Source organism: Mycobacterium sp. NGS17 (genome assembly GCF_059813205.1).
In genome coordinates this window covers 226,171-249,896 of sequence record NZ_JCALED010000001.1, presented here as the reverse complement: position 1 = coordinate 249,896, position 23,726 = coordinate 226,171, and the positions used below count along the sequence as shown (strand labels likewise).

The window sequence follows — 23,726 nt, the reverse complement described above, 5'->3', positions numbered from 1 at the left end:
TTAGCTCCTTCACTCAGACGCCTGCGGCACAAGATTTTGGTGCCAAGCGCCTCAATCCTTGGCAAAGGCGAACATCCGGTAGGAGGCCTGGCCGTTTTGCAGCCGGCGATGGATCAACGACCCAACCCCACCCGCGTAGTCATCAGCCAGGCCGCGCAGCAGCGCGATGTTCGGTAGGCGACGCGTGATTTGATCGACGAACCGATTCTGCTCCAGTCCGCGCATGACCTCCGCGTTGATGACCCGTTCGGACAGCAGCCGCATGGGGATGTTGGCCAGGTCCGCCTCCCAGGCGGCGATTTCGTCGGCGTAGCGCATATCGGCGTACAAGAACCGCCCGCCGGGGCGCAGCACGCGTTCCACCTCCGCGAAGAATCTGGGAACGTCCTGATAGTTGATCGCGGCTTCGACGTTCACCACTGCGTCGAAGGACCCGTCGGGGAAGGGCAGGCTTTCGGCGTTGCCCTGCACGAACTTCAGGCCGGACAGAGTGTGCCTCTTTCTGCAGAACTCGATGCCGACCGGGTTCAGGTCCAGGCCCGTATAGGTCGCCGGGCGTAGGGTCCGCATCAAATACGATGCGCCGCCACCGTGGCCGCAGCTCACCTCCAGCACGTCCTTGCCCGCCAGGTCCGCCTGCGCGGCCGTGCGGTGGTAGAGCTGAATCGGAAACCGATCGAGCTCATCGGCCGCCGTCAGCGGCAACGCCATCGGCGGGTCCTCTTCGTATCCGTAATTCAGGAACAACACGTCGTCCCTGATGAGCAGGCGGCTAAGAAATTGGTAGCCGTATTTGAAGCGCAGGTTCAAAAGCTTCAGCAAGACCGGGTTGCGATTCAGCCGGTCGATGATGCCTTCGATCGGGGTGTGTTGGAGCCGCTCATCGTCTTTGCTGCAAAACCGGCGTGGTGATAACGGCCGAGGTAACCTGACGCCCATGCTCAAGTCTCCCATTCCGGCCCTGCTGCGCGAACGAGCCAGTCTGGCGCCGAATCGGACGGCGTTCACGTTTATGAATTATCAACGGGACTGGGCCGGCATCGAGGAGAGTTTGACGTGGGCGCAGCTGTACCGGCGGGCGCTGAACGTTGCCGACGAGCTTCGGCTGCACGGGTCAACCGGTGACCGTGCCCTGATACTGGCGCCCCAAAGCCTCGACTACGTCATTGCGTTTCTCGGCGCGATACAGGCCGGCTTCATCGCGGTTCCGCTGGGCGCCGACAGCGACGAACGGGTCGGCTCGGTGCTGCGCGACGCGTCGCCCGCTGCGGTTCTCACGACGTCCTCCGTCGCTGACGATATCGCCGGTTGTCTCGGCCCGAAGTCGCGCGATGCGGCCCCATCGCTCATCGCAGTTGACTTGCTGGATCTCGATTCGAAGAAGGCGCCCGCTACCAGGGTCGAGAGTTCAACGGACACAGTGTATTTGCAGTACACGTCGGGATCGACGCGCACCCCGGCCGGGGTCATGGTGTCGCACAAGAACATCCTGGCCAACTTCGAGCACATGAATGCCGCCTTCTTCGGGGACCACGGGGGAGTCGCCCCACCGGACAGCACGATGGTGTCCTGGTTGCCGCTCTATCACGACATGGGTTTGCAACTTGGGGTCATCTTTTCGGTTCTCACGGGATTTCGCAGTGTGCTGACGAGTCCGGTTTCCTTTCTGCAGCGGCCGGCCCGATGGATGCGATTGCTGGCACAGAACAGTCGGGCGCATTCGGCAGCGCCTAACTTCGCCTTCGAGTTGGCGGTCCGAAAAACCTCAGACGATGACCTTGCCGGGCTCGACCTCGGCGACGTGTCGTGCATCTTCAACGGTGGCGAGCGGGTACAGCCCGCCACCCTGCAGCGCTTCGCCGAGCGGTTCGCCCGCTTCAACCTCCAGTCCAAGGTGTTGCGCCCATCGTATGGATTGGCCGAGGCAACGTTGTACGTCTCAACCCGTGAGGCGGGTCAGCCACCGCGGATCGTGCATTTCGACTCCGAAGAACTGACCGCGGGCCACGCGAAGCGCCAGTCAGACATCGGCGGCACGGCGCTCGTCAGTTACGGCGTGCCGCGGTCGCCGATGGTGCGTGTCGTGGATCCCGAGAGCCGTATCGAGTGCCCGGCGGGAACCACCGGTGAGATCTGGGTGCACGGCGGCAACGTCGCTAGCGGATATTGGCAGAAGCCGAGCGAGACGCAGCATACGTTCGGCGCAACGTTGGTCGCCCCGTCGGCCGGAACCCCTGAAGGGCCTTGGTTGAGAACCGGGGACCTGGGGTTCATCTCCGACGGCGAACTGTTCATGATCGGCCGTACCAAGGATCTTTTGATCGTGTACGGGCGCAACCACTGTCCCGACGACCTCGAGGGGACCATCCAGAGTGTCGCACCGGGACGGTGCGCGGCGATCGCTGTTCCGGACAAGGGCACCGAAAAGCTCGTCGCCATCATCGAACTCAAGAACCGGGCTGCCTCTCAGGAGGGGGCGGGGGACGGGTTCGACGTCGTCAAACGCAAAGTCACTTCCGCGATTTCCGATGTGCACGGGGTCAGCGTCGCGGATCTCGTTGTGGTAGCCCCGGGTTCGATTCCCATCACCACCAGTGGCAAGGTCAGAAGAGCGGCCTGCGTCGAGCGCTATCGCCAGAATCAGTTCGCCCGCTTGGACGCTTAGTGCCCCGGACACGGACGATCACGGAATTGACGTACTGGTACCAGTATTCGTCGCGGGAGAACGGGCCGGGGTTCACGATGCGACACGCTCGGTGGCGGCTACCGCTACGTCACAGGTATCAGTCATTCGTCGACGGCAAATACGGTGTCGAGATCGGCGGCCCGAGTGTGCTTTTCAGAACCGTGCTGCCCCTTTATCAACGGGTCAGGGGGCTCGATGGCGTCAACTTCTCCGCGGACACCATCTGGGAGGGACGCATCGAGGCCGACGCGGGTTACCACTACCACCGCAACAAACGCGGTCGCCAATTCATTGCCGACGCCACCGACCTGCCCGGGCTCTCGACCGCCCGATACGATTTCGTGCTGTCCTCGAACTGCTTGGAGCACACCGCAAACCCGTTGAAGGCTCTGGTCGAATGGAGAAGGGTCGTCAAGGCGGGCGGAGCACTGGTGCTCGTGGTCCCGAACAAGAAGCACAACTTCGACCACCGGCGCCCGGTCACGAAGTTCGAACACCTGCTGGCTGATTTCACCGCCGATGTCGGCGAGGACGACCTGACTCATCTCGATGAGATCCTGGCCCTCCACGACTTACGCAGGGACTGGCCGGCACGCGGGCGTCAGCGGTTCAGGAAGCGAAGCCTGAACAACTTTTACAACCGAACCCTTCACCATCATGTTTTTGATGTCGAGCTGATCGAGGAGATGCTGGAGCGCGTTGGATTCGGCATCGTGGACGTGACAACCACGCGAACCGACCTTTTCGCGCTCGCCGTGAAGACCGGCGCCGCGGCCACACTGCCGGCACCGCATGCAGCCGATCTCGTCGCGGCGCCATGAAACGCGTGCTGGGTACGAAATCCGCGCGCGCCATCGATACCATTCGATACCGACTGAGCCCCAACGCTTTACGGTTCATCTGCGAAAGCCATCTGGAGCTTCCATCGCAGCCGCCTTCCGGTCGTCGCACCCTCCTTTTGTTCGCACACTTCGATGTCCAAGGCGTCGTCGACCCATACGTCACCTACTACCTGAAGGCGCTGCACGGGCTCGGGGCAACCATTGTCTTCGTTTCTGCCTCGCCCGTCCTCTCCGCGGAATCGGTCGCCACCATCCGCCCGTTCTGTGCGGGCATTTACACCCGTCGCACGCTTTCCTTCGACTTCGGCTCGTGGCACCTCGCGTGGTGCGTCCTCCGGCAGCGCGGATGGTCGCTTGATCAGTTCGACCGTTTCGCCATCGCGAACGACAGCGTCTTCGGTCCCCTCTTCCCTCTCGAGGAGATGTGGGGTTCCTTCCGCGGTGCCGACATGTACGGCGCCATCGAAAACACCCAGATGTTTTCCCACCTCCAGTCCTTTTTCCTGGCGTGGGATCTCAATTCACGCACCCGCCCCTTCCTCAACGACCTGTGGGCCGAGTTCCAGTACCCCGTGCACAAAGGCACTCTCATCTGGCGGTACGAGGTTGGCCTGTCCAGGCGCGCGCGTAACGCCGGGCTCAGCGTCAAACCGTACGTCTCCGCCGCCGCCATAAGAACCTGCGGTGGGCACCCATCGCAGCGATGGGGCAGCAAACGGTCGGGGCGAAACAACGGCACCCTCTACTTCTGGGACGACCTCATCGAGGACTTCGGGTTCCCCTTCCTCAAGGTGACCGTGGTGCGCGACAAGCGCTTGCGCAAGTCGATGACGCACCTGCGCGATGTCATCGAGCAGCACACTCCCTATCCCTATCGACTCATTCAATCGAACGTCGAAAGGCTCGGCGGCAGAAACCATGTCCTGCCCTAGGCGGGGCTCAGATGCTGCCCAGACCCGCCGCGATCAACGCAAGCCCCGCCACTGTGGGCACGGCGATCAGAATCCGCCGCCGGTGCGCTACGGCAAGCCTCTGCAGCTGCAGCATGAGCGCCCGGGTTTTTGCCGGCATGACCAGGTAGCCGATGAGCGGGATCTCAACCAGAGCCAGCACCACGAGGGTGAACATCACGACCGCGCTCAGCTGAGTGCCGAATGCGGCGCCCGAGGAGACGATGACGATGAGCACGACCAGGTAATCGATCGGCGGCATCGTCGACACCAGACCGATCCCAAACGCGAACCACGGGTTGCCGCCTTGCAACGCGCGACCGGCGCGGGCCCTGATCCGTGCGATCGCGGTTGACGTGCTTTGGCGATCCGGGGCCTCCGAAACGGCGCCGTAGATCGACACTTCGACACGCTGTCGCGTCCGATACCTCGTTGACAGCACTCCCGCGATCAGCAGCGCGAGCACGCCGATGGTGATCTGGAAATACCCGCCGGTGAATCGGAAGACTGCGGAGCTCATGTCTCCCATGACCAGCGGCACCGAATCGCGCATCACCAGCTTCAAGCCGAAGACCGCGATTCCAGGGGCGATACCGGCCGCCAGGCCGCCCAGCCAGTATGCGATCAGGTTGTGCTTGGGCCGCATGCGCGACATCAGGGCCACGACCACGACCAGGCGCGTCGGGTCCGTCGCGACCCATAACGCCACTACCAGCACCGTGGCCCACATCAGGCAACGCGCTTCCGGTGAACGACCCCCTCGATGAGATCGGCCGCCACGGTGACGCTTTCGGCCGGATCGGTCAGGTGGGTGGCGACTTCACCGGCGCGCGCGACGTAGTGCGCCGCGCGGATCCGGCGTAGGTGTGCCACCAGCGAATTTCGGGTGATCGTGCAGAAGCGTTGAGCGCGGCCGACTTTCAGCCGGACCGTCGCGGCCGCCCATAGCGGCTGATCGGCTACGTCCCAAAGGATCAGCATCGGGATTCCGGCCCGAAGGGCTGCGGCGGTGGTACCCGCGCCGCCGTGGTGGACTGCTGCGCGACAAAGCGGAAGGATGGCCCCATAGTTCACCGGGCCCACCAGTTTCACCTCGTCGGGGTGCTGGATGCCGGTGGAATCGCGCGCATCGCCGTAGATCAGCGCACGTTCACCTAGTTCCGCGCAGGCCGCGCCGATCATGGCGATCGTGTCGGCGGAGGATTGGATCGGCGTGCTGCCGAAGCCGAAGTAGATGGGCGGCGCGCCCGTGCCGATCCATTTCGCGACCTCAGCGTCGGCATCCGTCGGCAACTGCAACGTCAGCGCGCCGACGATGGGTCGCCGGCCGTGCCATTCGGCGGCAAGCTTGGGAAAGCAAGCCTGCTCGTAGGCCTGGATTTCGAGAGATCCGCGTTGCGCCATCCGCTTGGCCGCGGGCGCGGCTGCCCGCGGCAGCCCCAGTTCGCGTCGTTGCGCGTCGTCGGCGTCCTTGGTGATGCGCCAATACAGCCACCACGCCGCCCTCAATGTAGAGCGAACCAGGGGAGTGGGCGACGGTATGGAAGGCAGGGCGAGTTGCCCGTTGACGCAGATCGGCATGTGGTGGATCGCCGCCAGCGGAATGTCGTAGTACTCAGCGACGTTGGCGACGACGCCGTGGTAGGTCTGGCCGGTTACGAGCATGTCGGCGCCGTCCGCGAGTTCGGCCAACGTCCGGCTCATCTGCGCCCAGCCCGCAACGAAGAGGTCCCTGCCTGAGCGCATGAAGTCGATGGGATTCTGCGGCCTGAAGGCGTGGTGAACGAAGTCGGCAACCGCGCTGACCTGCTCGTGCGAATCCGGGCCATACCCGACCGCGCTAAGGCCGGCCGACCGCACAAAGCCGATGAGGTTGGGCGGGGCCGCGATGCGCACGTCGTGCCCCCTGCGCAGCAGTTCCACACCGACTGCGGCGCATGGCTCTACGTCCCCGCGAGTCCCATGGGCGGCCAACACGACTTTCATCGGCGCAACCCGATATCAGGTTTCATCAGGACACCTGAACCGCTGCACCTGTATACCGGCCGTCCGCGGCACGGTGCAACACCGATTTCATCGCACTGACGTACCGGATCACCGAATCTTTGGCGATCGTGTTTTTCGGCAGGTTCACCCACATCGACACCTCATCGAAGAGGCGGATTATCGAGAAGTAGAGGTGCGCCGGATCCCTGGGGTCGCAGTAGATGCTGACATTCGCATCCTTCATGTGGGAGGTGACGGTGGCAGAGAAGGGAGGAAGGCCCGCGTCCATGTAGTTGACCATCGTGCAGTTCGGGCCCCATGCCCTGAGCCACGGTGCCAACTTCAATATCTCGTTGAACGACACGTTGGCGAGGTCCATATTCGAATCGAAGGACGCCTGCGCGGCCCGGGCGGTCGCTTCGAAGGATGCCGGGTTCACCGGCACGGTGAAGGGCACCACGCCGGTGAACCAGCCCATCGTCGAGAATTCCGCCAACGACCTGCGCTTATCGGTCGGTGCAAGGCCGTAATATGTTGTAGCGCCCGTCAACTCGTGCTGCGCGAGAGCTATGCAGGCGAACAAACCGCCGCTGACTCGGGCACCCGCCGCGATGCAGCGGGATTCGAATTCGGCCGTCTGCTTCTGATCCATCAGCCGATCGACCACCACGTCGCCGCCCGTGGCCTGCGAGAGATCACCGAGCGGCAGCGGGAAGTCCGGCAAGGTCCCGCCGTTGCGCTCGGCGAATTCGATCCACCTGCGAACCTGGGTGGAGTCCGCGGACAGGGATGCTACGTGCTGCTGTTCTCTGATGCAGAAGTCGTCGTGACTGGCCGGGGGCGGCGCCTGAACGAGCGCACGGCCGGCCACCAGGACGCGATAGTTCATCACGATCTCGGTGTAGAGGCCGGCGATAATCGTTGGGTCGCAGTGCAGGTGGTCGACGATCGCAAAAATGGTGAAGTGGTCGTCGCGCGCAATGATGCCGAACCTGAAGCAATCCCACTGCAACGGGTCCGGAGTCGACAGCACGAACTGGTGCCACTCCCGTGGCGTCATGTTGTCCTGCCGGACCGGAACGAAGTCGATGTCGGCGGGGTCCACGATCGTGTGCCGCACAATGCTTTCCTCATCGCCGTACTCGAACCAACTGTGATACGTCTTGTGCCGGCGCAGGTGAGAGTTGATGACGTAGCCCATGGCTCGGACATCGCATCGGCCAGGCTCGTCGCCGGAGCCGATCACCAGCCGCGCATAGTCGAGCCCGCGTGCGGCGTAGCGGGAAAAGCCGCGAAGGTGTGCGTCCTGCATCGCGCTCAGCGGCACCGCACTGATCGGAGCTTGCCGGGCTTTCGCCAGCGAAGCGGGCGATGGCTGCCAAGTCACGATCCTTCCCGCCTCGGGTGTCCAGTCGTAGACGGTTCCCACGAACAGCCCCCGCGTTGGCCCTGCACCTATGAACACCCACGCCTCCTTCAGTCCACCTGCGGCTCGGCCCACGCCTTGACGTGTTGACTTGTCTCAAGGCCGCCGAGACGACCCGCGGGAGCCAGCCTTTCGCACAGGAGCCCGGCCAGGCCCTGGATGGTGGTGATGTCGTTGGTGGTGACCCGGATCCCGGTTTCGGCCTCGATGCGGGTGCGCAGCTCGAGGTTGCCCATGGAGTCGAGGCCGTATTCGGAGAGGGGATGATCAGGATCGATGGTGCGGCGCAGAATCAGGCTGACGGCATCGGAGATCATCCGGCGCAGTCGAACGGGCCATTCGTCCGATGGCAGCGCGTATAACTCGTTCAGCAGTTCGCCCGTGTCCGAGGTGCTTTGGTCGTTGGACCGGAACAGTTCAGCGAACCGGCTGCGTTGCGCGTAGGCGGCGAACCACGGCGTTCCCGTCAACGTTGCGTAACCGGAGTACGGACGGTCGTAACGCAGCAGGGCCTGAAACGCGTAGGCACCTTCGTCCGCGGTGAAAGCCGTGTCACGCCAGTGTGCGATGGCGGTGCCTTCGCCGTCGCGGCCGGGCGTCGTTTCTTCGCCCCCCTCGGCTCGGACTTCGGCGGCGCGACCCACCTCGGCCCACAACGCCCACCCGATCGCCGTGGCGGGCAGACCCTGGGTTCGCCGCCAGCGCGCGAATGCGTCCAGCCAGCCGTTGGCGGCCGCGTACGCCCCCTGCCCGGGTGAGCCCACCAGGCCCACGGCCGAGGAGAACACACAGAACCAATCCAGCGGGAGCGCGGCCGTGGCCTGGTGTAAGTTCCACGCGCCGTGGACCTTTGGAGCCCAGTTGCGGCTGATGAGATCGTCCGTCATATTGGCCAGCATCGCGTTTTCGAAGACCGCAGCGGCGTGCAGCACCCCGCGCAACGGAAGCCCCGTCGCGGTCGCAGCGCTCACCAGCCGCGGCGCTGTGTCGGCTGCGGTGATGTCACCGCATTCCACCGCGATGTCGGTTCCCATCGCCCGTATGAGCTCGATCGTTTGCAGCGCCTTGGGATTCGGCTCTGTGCGTGAGCTGAGCACGATGCGACCGCAGCCGCCTTCGGCCATCTTCTCGGCGAGAAAGAGGCCTATGCCACCGAGGCCGCCGGTGACGATGTAGGAGCCGTCGTGCCGGAAAGGCCGGGCCTGCTCGGGCGGTACCACGACACTGCTGTGTCCGGACTGGGGTATGTCGAGCACCACCCTGCCCGCCTGCTCTGCCGCGTTGATCGCGCTGACAGCGCCGGCGGCATCGCCGAGCGGACAGCGAACGATCTCCGGTAGTGGCAACTCGCCGTCTGCGACGAGCCGGTACACCGCGCGCAGCAGGTCGCCGACTCGGTGTGGATGACTGTGCGACATCAGTGCCAGGTCGACGTGATGCAACGTGAGATTGCGATGCAACGGGACAAGTCCCGGCCGGGTGCCTGCGTAGACGTCGCGCTGACCGATCTCCACAAATCGTCCCCCGATGGACAGCACTTCTAACCCGGCGCGCTGCGCGGCGCCGGGTAAGGAGTTGAGCACGATGTCAACCCCGCCGCCGTCCGTTTCCCGGCGGATCTGCTCGGCGAAGTCGGTGCTACGGGAGTCGTAAACGTGTTCAACGCCCATGTCGCGCAATAGATTCCGGTGCTCGTCGCTGCCCGCGGTGGCGAAGATCTCGGCTCCCGCGGCGCGCGCAATCGCGATGGCCGCCCGTCCCACGCTGCCGGTGGCGGAGTGAATCAACACTCGGTCACCCGCGGCGATCCTGGCCTGATCGTGCAGCCCGTACCACGCGATCGCGTGCGGCGTACTCACCGCCGCCGCCTGGGCATCCGTGAGGCCCTGCGGCAGCGTCACGGCCAGGCGGGCGTCACATGTGACGAACGTGGCCCAGCAACCGTTCGTGGAGAAGCCGCCGACGTGGTCGCCCGGACGATGGGTTGTGACCCCGGATCCGACCGCGGTCACCACGCCGGCAAAATCCGTACCGAGCCGGGGTGTATCCCCGTCGGCGCTGGAATACGGGTCGCAGGCCAACAGCACATCCGCGAAATTGACGGCTGCCGCGTTCACCCTGACCTCTATCTCGCCCGGCCCGGGCGGAACGCGTTGAAGCGCAGTCAGTTCCATCGTGTCCACGTCGCCGGGCGTGCGGATCTGCATGCGCAGGCCATCGTGCTGGTTGTTCACCGCGACCGTTCGCCGCTCCTCGGTGCGTAGCGGTGCGGGGCTGAGGCGCGCGGTGTACCACTGGCCATTCCGCCAGGCTGTCTCGTCCTCGTCCGAACTCCCCAGCAGTTGCCGCGCCAGCTGCTCGGCCTCGCTGTTCTCGTCCATGTCGATCTGGGTGGCGCGCAGATGCGGATGTTCGGTGCCGATCGCTCGCACCAGGCCGCGCAGCCCGGCCTGCTGGAGGTTGGCCACGTCACCCGGCAACACGTTTCGTGCGTTCCGCGTGACGACGTAGAGGCGGGGAGGTGCTTCGCCAATGTCCGCGATTCGCTGGGTAATTCGCCCCAGGTGACGCACTTGGTCCTCGCCGAGCCGGGCCCACTCCTTCTGCGGGGCATCGTTCTCGGGGTCAAGGAGTATGGCGATTGCGCTGACCTGGTCGGCAAGGTGCATGCCGAGCGCCTCGGCAGTCGCCCCGTGATCTGCATGCCGCGGCCAGGTCATGGTCGCGCACCGGGCGCCCTCGGCTTTCAACGCGTCGGTGAGCCTGGTCGCCACGACGTCGGCGGTCGCGGAAGCGCTGATCAGCAAGCACGTTCCGACGCCGATGGGCTCCACATCCGGCAGCGTTCGCTGCCTCCACTCGACGGACAGCAGCCGCTCGTTCAGCACGCGATCGCGGTTGACGCTCTCCGATGTCCCGGTGCCCAGTTGCAAGCCGCGCACGGCCAGCAGGACCGTCCCGCGCTCGTCGAGCACATCGAGATCCGCCTCCAACCCGGCCGGGTCGGCCCGTGTCACCGTCGTGTAGCAGTAACGCGCGGTGCGGGCGGAACCGTAGGCACGGATTCGGTCCACGCCCAGCGGCAGCAGCAGACCAGCGCTGCCGGCAAGCCGGGCCCCGGGATGGGCGGCGACCGATTGGAAACAGGCGTCCAGCAAGGCGGGATGCACCGTGTAGAGACCTTGTTGCGAGCGGATGGGCCCGGGCAGGCCGACCTCGCCCAGCACCGTGTCGAACGTCTCGTCGCAGTGGTGCACCGCAGCCAATCCCGCGAATGCCGGTCCATACTGCAAGCCGTGCGCGTCGAACTGCTTGCGCAGTTCGGTCCCGTCGAGCCGGCGCGGGTGGGCCTTGATCAGCTCGGCCATGTCGTACGCCGGTGGCTGGTCCTCGTCTGCCCCCGGATGCAGCATCGCGGCCGCCCGCCGAATCTGGATGCCGTCCTGGACGGTCTCTACCGCGAAATCGATTGCGCCCGTTGGGGTCACCGCCGCAGCCACCGACACCGGTGTCTCGTCGTCCAGCAACAGCATCGCCTCGAAGCGGATGTCGCGAACTTCGGACCTCTCGTCAAACACCGTGCGAGCCGCGGCCAACGCCATCTCACAGTAGGCCGCGCCTGGAAGCGCCGACACATTGTGGACCCGGTGGTCGCCCAGCCAGGGCTGAGCCGCGGTGCCGACCTCGCCCTGCCACACGTGGCGCTGCGGCTCTTCGTGCAACCGGACATGCGCCCCCAGCAACGGGTGCACCGGAACCGTGCTCGCGCCGCGCGCCCGCAGATCCGGGCTCTTGCGGGTCAGCAGCAACTGGCTGTGGCTCCAGCTGGGCAATGGTGCATCCACCAGCTGACCGCCCGGGAAGAGCACCGAAAAGTCGATTGCCGCACCGCTACCGAACAGCTCCGCCACCAAGCCGCGAAGCCCGTGGGGCAGCGCTTGCTCTCGGCGCATCGCGGCGAGAGCGGCCGCCGGCATGCCGATGCTTCCGGCAGTCTGCTCGACGGCGTGGGTGAGTAGGGGGTGCGGGGCCAACTCCGCGAAGACCCGGAAGCCGTCTTCCAACGCCGCCTGCACCGCCGCGGCGAAGCGCACCATATGGCGCAGATTGTCCGCCCAGTACCAGGCATCACACCTGGGCTGTTCACGCGGGTCGAACGCGGTCGCGGAGTAAAAGGGCAACTCCGTTGTCCTGGGCTCGATCTCAGCCAGCGCGTCGACCAGCTCGTCGAGGATCGGATCGACCTGCGGAGAGTGCGAGGCGACATCGACCGCGATCTCGCGCGCCAACACGTCCCGCTGCTCCCATGCGGTGACCAGATCGCGCACCGTCGCTGCGCCACCGCCGATCACCGAAGAATGGGGTGAGGCCACCACCGCCAGCACGACGTCGTCGATGCCACGCGCCATCAGTTCCAAAAGCACTTGCTCGGCCGGCAATTCCACCGATGCCATCGCTCCGGAGCCGGCGATCGTGGACATCAGCCGCGATCGGCGGCAGATCACGCGGACGCCGTCCTCCAGCGTCAGCGCTCCGGCCACCACCGCGGCCGCCGCTTCGCCCATCGAGTGGCCGATCACGGCCCCCGGCCGCACACCGTATTGCCTCATCGTGGCCGCCAGTGCGACTTGCATGGCGAACAGCGCGGGCTGTATCCGGTCAATCCCGCTCACCGTGTCGGGTCCTGAAATGGCCTCGGTGACAGAGAATCCCGACTCCTCGGCGATCAAGGGCTCCAACTGGGCCACGGTCGCGGCGAACACCGGTTCCGCCGCGAGCAACTCGCCGCCCATCGCCGCCCACTGCGAACCCTGGCCGGAGAACAGCCATACCGGGCCGCGATCGTCGTGTCCGGCCGCGGCCTGATAAGGGAAGTGGCCTGCGGCGATCTCGCCCAGACCGTCGGTCAGCTCCTCGATGCTGCGTGCGATGACCGCCGCGCGGACCGGCCGGTGCGCCCGCCGGCGAGCGAGGGTGTACGCCAGATCCGTTGGGGCAAGGTCCAACGCGTGTGCGCCTGCCCACTCGGCAAGACGCGCCGCGGTTTGCCGCAGTCCGCTGGCCGACGTGGCCGACAGGGCGAACAGCAGCGGACCGTCGGGGCCGGGACCGGTTTGCGCGGCCGCCTCGGGTGCCTGTTCTACGATCGCGTGCACATTGGTTCCCGAGAAGCCGTACGACGACACCGCGGCCCGCCGGGGGCCGTGGTGACCGCTGCTCGGCCAGCCCGTATTCTGCCGTGGCACAAAGAGGTTGGTCTCGATCTCGGCCATGTCGTCGGGCAGCCGGGTGAAATGCAGATTACGTGGAACCACGCCGTGCTGCAGCGCGAGGACCGTCTTCATCAGCCCCAGCGCCCCGGCAGCCGATTGGGTGTGCCCGAAGTTGGTCTTCACCGACGCCAGCGCGCACGGCCCGTCGTGGCCGTAAACCTCTGCCAGGCTTGCGTATTCGATGGGATCACCCACGGGCGTACCGGGGCCGTGCGCCTCGACCATGCCGATGGTGCGGGCGTCCACACCGGCCACGGCCAATGCCGAGCGGTAGACCTCGACCTGTGCCGTCCTCGACGGGGTCACGATGTTCACGGTGTGGCCGTCCTGGTTGGCGGCCGTACCCCGGAGTACGGCCAGGATCCGGTCGCCGGCGCGGAGCGCGTCCGGCAACCGCTTGAGCATCAGGACGACGCATCCTTCGCCCGCCACGAATCCGTCCGCGGCGACGTCGAACGCGTGGCAGCGTCCGGTCGGCGACAGCATTCCGATGGCGGAACCCGAACAGGACTTGCGGGGTTCGAGCGACACCGAAGCGCCGCCCGCCAGGGCGATATCGCTTTCGCCGTCGTGCAGGCTGCGGCAGGCCACATGGACCGCCGCCAGGCCGGACGAACACGCGGTATCCACGGTCATCGCCGGACCCCGCAGTCCCAGCGTGTAGGCGATCCGCCCCGAGCCCATGGCGAAGCTGTTGCCCAAGTATCCGTAGGGCCCCTCCAACGCGTCGGCCTCGGCATGCACGAATTGGTAGTCGTCATGCATCAACCCCATGAACACGCCGGTGCGCGCGGCGGCCAGCGCATGGGGGGTGAAGCCGCCGTGTTCCATGGCCTCCCATGAGGTCTCCAGCAGCAGGCGATGCTGCGGATCCATCGCGGTCGCCTCTTTCTCGGTGATGCCGAAGAACTCGGCGTCGAAGCCCGCGACGTCATCGAGGAACGCCCCCCACTTGCACACCGACCGGCCCGGCACCCCGGCCTGCGGGTCGAAATATTCGTCGGCGTCCCACCGCTCCGGTGGAACCTCGGTGACCAGGTCGTCGCCGCGCAGCAGCGCCTCCCACAACTGGTCCGGGGAGGTGATGCCGCCGGGCAGCCGGCACGCCATGCCGATGATCGCGACGGGGGTTACGGGTGCCTTGCCTAGCGGGACCACAGACACGGCCGATCCTGAGTCCACACCCGATGACGAACTGGCCCGAACAAAGCCGTTTCCTCCTCCCCGCGAAGGTGGAGTTTGCGCTATGGGCTGCCTTATCGCTCGGTAGCGACCGGTCAGTTGTCGGGCATGTTAGCTGATCACCACGGGTCCGCGGGGGTATCCGGAAACCCAGGTTGTGTGCGAGACAAGAGTTAACTAGAAGGCGGTCGGCCCGTCGCTGCGCGTGAGACTTGTGGAGCCTAGGGGAATCGAACCCCTGACACCCGCCTTGCAAAGGCGGTGCTCTACCAACTGAGCTAAGGCCCCTCATCGTGACCGAGTGGCTGACCTTGGTCATCCACAGCCACGTGCCAGACCTCGACTCCACGTCGCGACCACGCCACCGCCGCCAATACGGCGATAAGTCCCAGCGGCAGTGCGAGTCTTACGCAACGTCTTGACGGGCACATGGTTGTGGGCCTAGGAGGACTCGAACCTCCGACCTCTTCGTTATCAGCGAAGCGCTCTAACCGCCTGAGCTATAGGCCCGTACTCGCGTACGGCCGAGCGACGAGATTACCGCAATCCCCGCCCGACTCCCAAAATTGCAGCACTCATGCTAGTCGCGGTCCGCCAACGTGACCTCGATGCCGCCGATCAGATCTGTCGTCAGGTTGTAGACGAATGCGGCGATGGTGGCCGCCGCGGTCAGCAGCACAATGTTCACCAGCCCGATCAGAACGGCACCGCCGAAAATGGTGCCGCTGGACACCAGTTCGCCGCTGCTGCCGCTGGTGTTGTTCAGCAAGTCCCCGACGTTGCTGTTCAACTTCGACCACACACCCATGCCGCCGAGCACGAGGTACAGGAATGCGACGGCGATCATCCAGACGAAGAACAGCGCCACCGAGAGCAGCAGCGACACCTTCAACGTGCTCCACGGATCGATGCGGCGGATCTGCATGCTGGCGCGCACCGGGCCGCGCGTGCGGCGTGATACCTGCACCCGGCTATCGCGGTTTTCTCGGCCCTCCCGGGTTTCGCCGGCGGCCGGACGTCCCGCCGATGAGGCCGGCGATTCCGCGGCCCGCTCGGGGGCGGGCTTGCGGTGCGGGCCGCGCGGCACCGGGCCGGACAGGTCGGGTAATTCGCTGGCGTAGGCCTCGGTCGGCGAATGTTCACCGCGGGTGGCCGCGGGCTCCGGCTCTTTGGCGTGCGATCCGGCCCCGGCCCCCGGCGCCGCGGTGCCGGAGATGAATCGGTTCAACCGGGCTTCGACGCCGCCCGCCTGGCCCGGTGGTCGCTTCTCGGTGAACGGCTCGTTCTGGCGAAGGCCCGGGTCCTGCGGCCGGGCACCACTGCGCTGCCACGGTGGTCCATCCCCGCCCTCCTGAGCGCGGCCCGCCTGTGCGGGCGGCGCCCCGTGGCGCGCACCGGCGCGTTCGGTCGAACCATCCCCGTTGGGGCCATCCCCCTGCTTGGGGGTGCCCGGCTCGTTCGGTGAGGTCACCCCGACTCCTTTGGTCAGCTACCCAGGCCGCCCAGGCGGTGGCAGTCGCGTTATGTCTGGTCGGGCTGAGTCTAGTGGCTCGCTACCGACTAACTGTCTGACTCCGCACCGTCGCTTTGCTCGACGACCTCGTCCGCGTTTTCTTCGGCGTTGCGGGCGATGGCCAACAGCGTGTTCTCCTCACCCAGGTTCATCAGGCGCACGCCTTTGGTCTGCCGTCCCGCCTTGCGGACCTGGCCCGCTGCGGTGCGGATGACGCCGCCTCCCGAGGTGATTGCGTAGAGCTCGCTGTCCTCATCGACAATCAACGCACCGACCAGCCTGCCACGCCGGCGGTCGTACATCACCGTCAGGACTCCCTTGCCGCCGCGGCCCTGCACCGGATACTCCTCGATCGCGGTTCGCTTGGCGTATCCGCCCGACGTCGCCACCAGCAGGTAGGTGTCTTCGCGGACGACGTTGAGTGACAACAGGTAGTCGTCGGCGTTGAACCGCATGCCCTGGACGCCGGACGTGGCGCGGCCCATCGGGCGCAGCGCTTCGTCGGTCGCCGAGAACCGGATGGACTGGCCGTTGGCCGACACCAGAAGCAGGTCATCCTCGGCGGAGCAGAGCACCGCACCAACCAGCTCGTCGCCGTCGCGCAGGTTGACCGCCACGATCCCGCCCGACCGGTTCGAGTCGAAATCGGTCAGCTTGGTCTTCTTCACCAGACCGTTGCGGGTGGCCAGCACCAGATAGGGCGCGTCCTCGTAGCTCTTGATCTGGATGACCTGAGCGATCCGCTCCTCGGGCTGAAAGGCCAGTAGGTTCGCGACGTGCTGACCGCGAGCGGTCCGCGAGGCCTCCGGAAGGTCGTAGGCCTTGGCCCGATACACGCGGCCCTGGGTGGTGAAGAACAGGATCCAGTCGTGCGTCGAGCACACAAAGAAGTGCCGCACGATGTCGTCCTGCTTCAACCCGGCACCCTGGACCCCCTTGCCGCCGCGCTTCTGGCTGCGGTACAGGTCGGTCTTGGTCCGCTTGGCGTAGCCGGTCTCGGTGATGGTGACCACCACGTCTTCGCGGGCGATCAGGTCCTCGTCCGCGACGTCACCGTCGGCGGCGATGATCCGGGTACGGCGCTCGTCGCCGTGCTTGTCGACGATCTCGGCGAGCTCGTCGTGCACGATCCGGCGCTGCCGCTCGGGCTTGGCCAGGATGTCTTCCAGGTCGGCGATCTCGGCTTCGATCTTGGCCAGGTCGTCGATGATGCGCTGGCGCTCCAGGGCGGCCAACCGGCGCAGCTGCATGTCCAGGATGGCCTGGGCCTGAATCTCGTCGATGTCCAGCAGCTCGATCAGGCCGGCCCGCGCGATCTCCACGGTCTCCGACGCCCGGATCAGGGCGATCACCTCGTCGAGCGCGTCGAGCGCTTTGACCAGACCGCGCAAGATGTGTGCGCGTTCGTTCGCCTTGCGCAACCGATAGGTGGTACGCCGGATGATGACGTCGAGTTGATGCGCGACGTAGTAGCGGATCATCTGGTCGAGCCGCAGCGTGCGCGGCACCCCGTCGACGATCGACAGCATGTTCGCGCCGAAGCTGGTCTGCAGCTGGGTGTGCTTGTAGAGGTTGTTCAGCACCACCTTGGCCACGGCGTCGCGCTTGATCTCCACCACGATGCGCAGACCGACCCGGTCGCTGGACTGGTCTTCGATGTTCGAGATGCCGGCCAGCTTGCCGTCGCGGACCTGCTCGGCGATCGAGGTGATGAAGTTGTCGTGGTTCACCTGGTACGGCAGCTCGGTGATCACCAGCGAGGTGCGGCCGCGTGAATCTTCTTCCACCTCAACGACTCCGCGCATCCGGATGGAGCCGCGGCCGGTGTTGTATGCGTCGTGGATGCCTTGCGACCCGACGATCAGGCCGTAGGTGGGGAAGTCCGGGCCCTTGACCCGCTCGCAGACCGCGGCCAGTGTGGCCTCTTCGTCGGCCTCGTGGTTGTCCAGGCACCAGTAGACGGCTTCGGCCAACTCCCGCAGGTTGTGCGGCGGGATGTTGGTCGCCATGCCGACCGCGATACCGCCGGAGCCGTTGGCCAGCAGGTTGGGGAACCGGCTGGGCAGCACGGTCGGTTCCTGCACGCGGCCGTCATAATTGGGGATGAAATCGACTGTCTCCTCGTCGATTTCACGCAGCATCTCCATCGCGAGCGGGGTGAGTCGCGCCTCGGTATAGCGCATTGCGGCCGGCGGGTCATTACCCGGCGAGCCGAAGTTGCCCTGCCCGTCGACCAACGGGTAGCGCAGCGACCACGGCTGCGCCATCCGGACCAGGGTGTCGTAGATCGACGAGTCGCCGTGCGGGTGGTAGTTACCCATCGTCTCGGCGACCGAGCGGGCCGACTTCGCGTGGCCACGGTCCGGGCGGAAGCCCGAGTCGAACATTGCGTAGAGCACCCGGCGGTGCACAGGCTTGAGGCCGTCCCGGACTTCGGGCAGCGCCCGGCCGACGATCACGCTCATCGCATAGTCGATGTAGCTGCGCTGCATCTCCTGCTGGATATCGACCGGCTCGATGCGGTCGGCGGCATCGCCGCCGGGCGGCAGCGTGGTGTCTGTCATCTATTCCTCGTTCGAGTTAGACGGGTACGTCTTAAACATCCAAGAAGCGAACATCTTTGGCGTTGCGGGTGATGAAGCTGCGGCGGGCGTCGACGTCCTCGCCCATCAGGATCGAGAACAACTCGTCGGCCGCGGCGGCGTCGTCGAGGGTGATCTGGCGCAGCACCCGCACCGACGGGTCCATCGTGGTCTCCCACAACTCCTTGGCATCCATCTCGCCCAGACCCTTGTAGCGCTGAATGCCGTCCTCGGCGTTGATCTTCTTGCCGGCCTTGCGGCCCTCGGCGAGCAACCCGTCGCGCTCGCGGTCGGAGTAGGCGAATTCGGGGTCGCTGCGCTGCCACTTCAGCTTGTACAGGGGCGGCTGCGCCAAGAACACGTGTCCGTTCTCGATCAGCGGCCGCATGAACCGGAACAACAGCGTCAACAGCAATGTCGAGATGTGCTGCCCGTCCACGTCCGCGTCGGCCATCAGCACGATCTTGTGATAACGCAGCTTGGTGATGTCGAACTCGTCGTGAATGCCGGTGCCCAGCGCGGTGATGATCGCCTGGACTTCGGTGTTCTTCAGAACCCGGTCGATGCGGGCCTTCTCCACGTTGATGATCTTGCCGCGCAGCGGCAGGATGGCCTGGAACATCGAGTCACGACCGCTCTTGGCCGAGCCGCCGGCCGAATCACCCTCCACCACATACAACTCCGACTTGCGCGGGTCGGTGGAGCGGCAGTCGGCGAGCTTGCCTGGCAGCCCGCCGAGGTCGGTGGCGCTCTTGCGGCGGACCAACTCTCGCGCTTTGCGGGCGGCGATGCGGGCCTGGGCCGACGACACGGCTTTGTTGACCACGACCTTGGCGTCCGCGGGGTTGGCTTCGAACCAATGCGTGAGTTGTTCGTTGCAGACCTTCTGTACGAACGACTTGACTTCGGTGTTGCCCAGTTTGGTCTTGGTCTGGCCCTCGAATTGCGGTTCGCTGACCTTGACCGAGATCACCGCGGCCAGGCCCTCGCGGATGTCATCGCCGGTGAGGTTCGGATCCTTGTCCTTGAGCAGCTTCTTGTCTTTGGCGTACTTGTTGACCACCGTCGTCAGGGCGCTGCGGAAGCCCTCTTCGTGGGTACCACCCTCGTGGGTGTTGATGGTGTTGGCGAAGGTGTGCACCGATTCCGAGTAGCCGCCGTTCCACTGCATCGCGATTTCGACCTCGTGGCCCGGACCCTTGCCGTCGAAGTCGATGATGCTCTGCTGGATCGGGCTTTTGGTGCGGTTGATGTGCTTGACGAAGTCGACGAGCCCACCGGGGTAGTGGAAGGTGCGGTGCTTGACCTTATGTGGCGCAGTGGATTCCGCGGCTTTTTCCTGCGCGGACTTGGGCGCTTCGGCGGTGTCGCTGACGACCTCGTCGACGACCTCTTCGTCGCTCACCCGCTCGTCGGTGAGGTTGATCGTCAGCCCCTTGTTGAGGAAAGCCATTTCCTGCAGCCGGCGCGCGACGGTCTCGAAGTCGTACTCGGTGGTCTCGAAGATCTCGGGATCGGCCCAGAATCGGATGGTCGTGCCGGTGCGCTTGGTAGCCTCGCCCTGTTTGAGGGTGCCGGGCACGGCGCGGTCGTAATATTGCGACCATTCGTGGCCGTCGCGGGCGATGTCCACCTCGAGGCGCGTCGAGAGCGCGTTGACCACCGACACACCGACGCCGTGCAGACCACCGCTGACGTTGTAGCCGCTGTTCTCACCGCCGAACTTGCCGCCGGCGTGTAGTTGCGTCATCACCACGTCCACGGTGGGGGCACCGGTCGCGTGCATCGCCACCGGAATGCCGCGGCCGTTGTCGGAGACCTCGACGCTGCCATCCCCGAGGATGCGGACGTCGACCTTGTCGGCGTAGCCGGCCATCGCCTCGTCGACCGAGTTGTCCACCACCTCCCAGATGAGGTGGTGCAGGCCACGCTCTCCGGTGGATCCGATGTACATGCCGGGGCGTTTGCGGACGGCCTCGAGGCCTTCGAGCACGGTGATCGCCGAAGCGCCGTATTCGTCTTGTGCCTTCTTCTTCTGGGCAGCCACGGTCGGAATGCTCTCCTTGGGGTTTCATGCGGGCGGTTCCTGATCACCGCAACAGTCGCATCCCGTCAGTCTAGCGTGAGCACCCGCCCGCACCGATATTCTGGGCGCGTTTCTACCCAGCTAACCGCGCCGTGCGGACGATTTCTCTATTCTGGCCGCGTCCCGACGTATGTCGAGGGGGTCCGCGTCGTCCTGGCGGATTTCAGGGGCTGTGGACAAACCCGCGTCTGGGGATCCGCGGCCGGGTCGTCGACCCCCTAACCGTAGGTGTCGCGCGGGCCCCGTCCAGCGATGTGGCGCGGCCCCTTGCGCCACGAGGGCGCGGCCGGGCCGGTGATTTTCAGCGACGTCACCACTCCGTTGCCGACGGCGGCCGCGATCTTGGCCAGTAACTGTGACTGGATCATCCGCAATTGGGTGGCCCACGCCGTCGATTCGGCAGCCACGCTGAGCACCCCGTCCTTCAGGGCGGTCGGTGCGGCGTGGTCGGCGATCTGGTGGCCGACGACGGTCGCCCAGTTGCCGAGCACCGTCCCCTCGGCGACTTGGGCCGACCAACCGCGTTTCTTCGCCAAATCACGCGCCAGCCTGCCCAGGGGCTGGGGATCGCGGGCATCGGGACCCGGTCCAGACCAACTGCGTCGCTGGCCCGCCACACGGCGCGGGGCGGGGGCGGCCGCGCGGCCGCGGCCGGCGTCTTTCCCCTGAGCTCGGGCCGCCGCGCGCGCTTCCTCGAGGGTGCGCCGGACCAAATCGATCCCGCTCAGGGCGTTCGACGGCTCGGTGCGAGGCGACCCTTCGTCCCCGCCGGTCATGAGCGCATCTCCGATACCCGCCCGGCGTCGCTGTCGCGCAGGTCGACATAGATCTGCCTGGCATCCCAGCCCGCCGGAATGTCTTCGAGCACAGCCGCCGTGACCAACACCTGTTCGGCCGATTCGGCCACCGTGGCCAGCGCGCGGCGGCGGGCGGCGTCGAGTTCGGCGAACACGTCGTCGAGCAACAACACCGGTTCGCTGTCTTCGGTTCGCAGCAACTCGTAGGCGGCCAGCCGCAACGACAACGCCAACGACCACGATTCCCCATGGCTGGCAAAGCCTTTCGCGGGCTGGTCGCCGAGCCACAATTCCAGATCGTCGCGGTGTGGCCCGACGAGGCACATGCCGCGTTCCAGCTCCGCATCGCGGCGCGCCGACAAGGCCGTCAGCAAGGCGGCTTCCAGGAAGTCACGGTCGGCATCGGCGATATCCGCCGCGGCGCCGGCACCCAGGCTGGATCGATAGCCGATGGAAGCGGCACGCGATCCGGGGGCCAACAGCTGATAGGCCTTCTCCACCTCGGGTGCCAATTGGTTCACCAAACCGATGCGGGCGGCCATCAATTGGGCACCGTGCTCGGCGAGGCGGCTGTCCCAGACGTCGAGAGTGTCCAGTGCGCTCTGGTCGCCGCGATAGCGGACGCCGGACAGGGATTTCAACAGCGCGGTGCGCTGCCGCAGGACTTTGTCGTAGTCGGCGCGCACCGCGGCCACCGCCGGTCTGCGAACAGTCGCCAAGTCGTCGAGGTAGCGCCGCCGGTCCGACGGGTCACCCCGGACCAGGGAGAGGTCTTCGGGAGCGAACAACACCGCGCGCAACACCCCGATCACCTCGCGGGTGCTGCGCACCGGTGAGCGGTTCAGCCGGGCCTTCTTGGCCCGGCCCGCCGCGATCTCCAGATCGACCGCGCACTCCCGGCCGTCGTTGACCACGATCGTGGAAACCACGGCGCGGTCGGCACCGGCGCGGATCAACGGCGCGTCCGTTCCCACCCGATGGGAGCCCATGGTGCTCGAATACCACAGTGCCTCAAGAAGATTCGTCTTCCCAAAGCCGTTGGATCCGATGAAGACCGTCCGACCAGGCTGCAATTCGAGGTCGGCGTGTGCCCAGGACCGGAAATCGCGCAGTCCCAAATGCCGGACGTACACCTAGCCAGGCAACCGGACAGGCATCAACAAGTAGACGTAATCGGTCGGTAGGGCGCTGTAGGGGCCCGTGCCCGTCGGGTGGCTGTCGTCGCTCAACGCCGGGCGCAGCAACGCCGGTTTGCCCGGAGTCGTGAAACCAAAAGACACCCGCTCGGAATGGACCGATCCCAGCCCGTCGGTCAGATACGTCGGGTTGAACGCGATCGTCAGCGGCTCTCCGACGAAATCGACCGCCAGATCTTCCTCGGCGCGGCCGACGTCGTCGGCGCCGGCGGATAGCCGCAGCGACCCCTCGGTGAATTCCATCCGGACCTGCGCGCCCCGGTCGGCCACCAGTGCGACGAGCTTGATGGCCTCCGTCAGCTCCGCCACATCGATGGTCGCGACCGCCGTGTGCTCGGCCGGCAGCAACTGACGGAACTTCGGGAATTCGGCATCGAGTAGGCGCGTGGTGCTGCGCTTGCCGTTACCGCTGATGCCGAGCAATCCGTCTTTTCCGACGCCCGATCCCGCGCCCAACGACAAGCGGACCTCGGAGCCGTCGGCGCCGGTTCGGGCGGCTTCGGCCAGCGTCTTGGCCGGGACCAGGACCGCGGCGTCGATGTCGGGCGAGGCCGCCGACCAAGTCAGCTCACGGACTGCCAAACGGAACCTGTCGGTGGCTGCCAAAACCACCGTGTCCCCGGAGATCTCCACCCTGATCCCGGTCAGCATCGGCAACGTGTCGTCACGGCCGGCCGCGATGGCAACCTGGCTGATCGCTTCGGCGAACAGATCAGCGGGCAACGTCCCGGTCTCCTCCGGCAGCGCCGGCAACGTCGGGTAATCCTCAACGGCCATCGTCGGCAGCGAGAACCTGGCGTTTCCGCAATGCAGCGCCACCCGGTTACCGTCGACGTAGAAGTCGATCGGTTTGTTGGGCAACGCCCGCACGATGTCCGACAGCAGCCGACCGGATACCAAAACGCTTCCCGGAGAAGCTATTTCGGCTGCAACCTGCGCTTCGGCGGAAACCTCGTAATCGAATCCGGAGATCGTCAGGCCCTCGTCGGTCCCCGACAGCAGCACACCGGAAAGCACGGGCACGGCAGGCCTGGACGGCAGATTCTTCGCCACCCATGACACCGCGTCTGCGAAAGACTCCCGCACCAAACGAAATTTCAAGTCGCTGAGGCCAGCCGTTGTCGTCGCCGCGTCCATAGCGTCCCTTCACCTACCCAGCGTTTTCGAATCCAATTGGCTAGCCGCCCCCGCTAGCACGGGGCTCCGC

Annotated in this window: 14 protein-coding genes and 2 tRNA genes; 3 read left to right on the top strand and 13 right to left on the bottom strand. The window is 65.8% G+C overall.

The features are described from left to right. Positions 1-51: 51 nt before the first annotated feature. Positions 52-939: a phthiotriol/phenolphthiotriol dimycocerosates methyltransferase gene (locus tag AC5Y7E_RS01155; RefSeq protein WP_499947217.1), complete on the bottom strand. Its 888-nt coding sequence runs from the start codon at positions 937-939 to the stop codon at positions 52-54. On the opposite strand from AC5Y7E_RS01155, the gene AC5Y7E_RS01150 reads away from it, so the two are divergent. The 3 genes from AC5Y7E_RS01150 to AC5Y7E_RS01140 are packed head-to-tail and all read left to right on the top strand — an operon-like array spanning position 938 to position 4,460. Beyond that, positions 938-2,665, top strand: a complete 1,728-nt coding sequence (locus AC5Y7E_RS01150) for an AMP-binding protein (protein ID WP_499947216.1) — start codon at positions 938-940, stop codon at positions 2,663-2,665. The genes AC5Y7E_RS01155 and AC5Y7E_RS01150 overlap by 2 nt on opposite strands. Before the next feature lie 26 nt (positions 2,666-2,691). Further along, the gene (locus AC5Y7E_RS01145; RefSeq protein ID WP_499947215.1) at positions 2,692-3,507 is read left to right on the top strand and encodes a methyltransferase domain-containing protein; all 816 of its coding nucleotides are present in this window, start codon (positions 2,692-2,694) and stop codon (positions 3,505-3,507) included. Then, complete coding sequence (locus AC5Y7E_RS01140; protein ID WP_499947214.1) at positions 3,504-4,460, top strand: rhamnan synthesis F family protein; 957 nt, start codon at positions 3,504-3,506, stop codon at positions 4,458-4,460. The genes AC5Y7E_RS01145 and AC5Y7E_RS01140 overlap by 4 nt, the downstream gene beginning before the upstream one ends. Before the next feature lie 7 nt (positions 4,461-4,467). On the opposite strand, the gene AC5Y7E_RS01135 is transcribed toward AC5Y7E_RS01140, so the two are convergent. The 12 genes from AC5Y7E_RS01135 to dnaN form a co-directional block, all read right to left on the bottom strand. Then, positions 4,468-5,187, bottom strand: coding sequence for a GAP family protein (locus AC5Y7E_RS01135; protein ID WP_499947213.1), 720 nt, complete (start codon positions 5,185-5,187; stop codon positions 4,468-4,470). Between the two features lie 20 nt (positions 5,188-5,207). Next, entirely contained in the window at positions 5,208-6,464 is a 1,257-nt protein-coding gene (locus AC5Y7E_RS01130) for a glycosyltransferase (RefSeq protein WP_499947212.1), read from the bottom strand. A 25-nt stretch (positions 6,465-6,489) separates the two neighbouring features. Continuing rightward, the gene (locus AC5Y7E_RS01125; RefSeq protein ID WP_499947211.1) at positions 6,490-7,929 is read right to left on the bottom strand and encodes an acyltransferase; all 1,440 of its coding nucleotides are present in this window, start codon (positions 7,927-7,929) and stop codon (positions 6,490-6,492) included. A gap of 11 nt (positions 7,930-7,940) precedes the next feature. Then, a complete protein-coding gene (pks2, locus tag AC5Y7E_RS01120) occupies positions 7,941-14,327 on the bottom strand; it encodes a sulfolipid-1 biosynthesis phthioceranic/hydroxyphthioceranic acid synthase (RefSeq protein ID WP_499947208.1) in 6,387 nt (2,128 codons plus the stop codon). Between the two features lie 233 nt (positions 14,328-14,560). Next, a tRNA-Ala gene (locus AC5Y7E_RS01115) sits at positions 14,561-14,633 on the bottom strand. Positions 14,634-14,781: 148 nt separating this feature from the next. After that, positions 14,782-14,855 (bottom strand) — tRNA-Ile (locus AC5Y7E_RS01110). Positions 14,856-14,925: 70 nt separating this feature from the next. After that, complete coding sequence (locus AC5Y7E_RS01105) at positions 14,926-15,816, bottom strand: DUF3566 domain-containing protein (RefSeq protein WP_499947207.1); 891 nt, start codon at positions 15,814-15,816, stop codon at positions 14,926-14,928. Positions 15,817-15,905: 89 nt separating this feature from the next. Continuing rightward, on the bottom strand, positions 15,906-18,422 hold the full coding sequence (gene gyrA, locus AC5Y7E_RS01100) for a DNA gyrase subunit A (RefSeq protein WP_499917435.1): 2,517 nt from the start codon (positions 18,420-18,422) through the stop codon (positions 15,906-15,908). Positions 18,423-18,453: 31 nt separating this feature from the next. Beyond that, a complete protein-coding gene (gyrB, locus tag AC5Y7E_RS01095) occupies positions 18,454-20,487 on the bottom strand; it encodes a DNA topoisomerase (ATP-hydrolyzing) subunit B (protein ID WP_499917436.1) in 2,034 nt (677 codons plus the stop codon). Positions 20,488-20,744: 257 nt separating this feature from the next. Beyond that, a complete protein-coding gene (locus AC5Y7E_RS01090; protein ID WP_499917437.1) occupies positions 20,745-21,302 on the bottom strand; it encodes a DUF721 family protein in 558 nt (185 codons plus the stop codon). Then, a complete protein-coding gene (gene recF, locus AC5Y7E_RS01085; protein WP_499917438.1) occupies positions 21,299-22,456 on the bottom strand; it encodes a DNA replication/repair protein RecF in 1,158 nt (385 codons plus the stop codon). Before recF ends, AC5Y7E_RS01090 begins: the two co-directional genes overlap by 4 nt. Continuing rightward, entirely contained in the window at positions 22,457-23,656 is a 1,200-nt protein-coding gene (gene dnaN, locus AC5Y7E_RS01080; protein ID WP_499917439.1) for a DNA polymerase III subunit beta, read from the bottom strand. It abuts the gene before it with no gap. Positions 23,657-23,726: the final 70 nt, after the last annotated feature.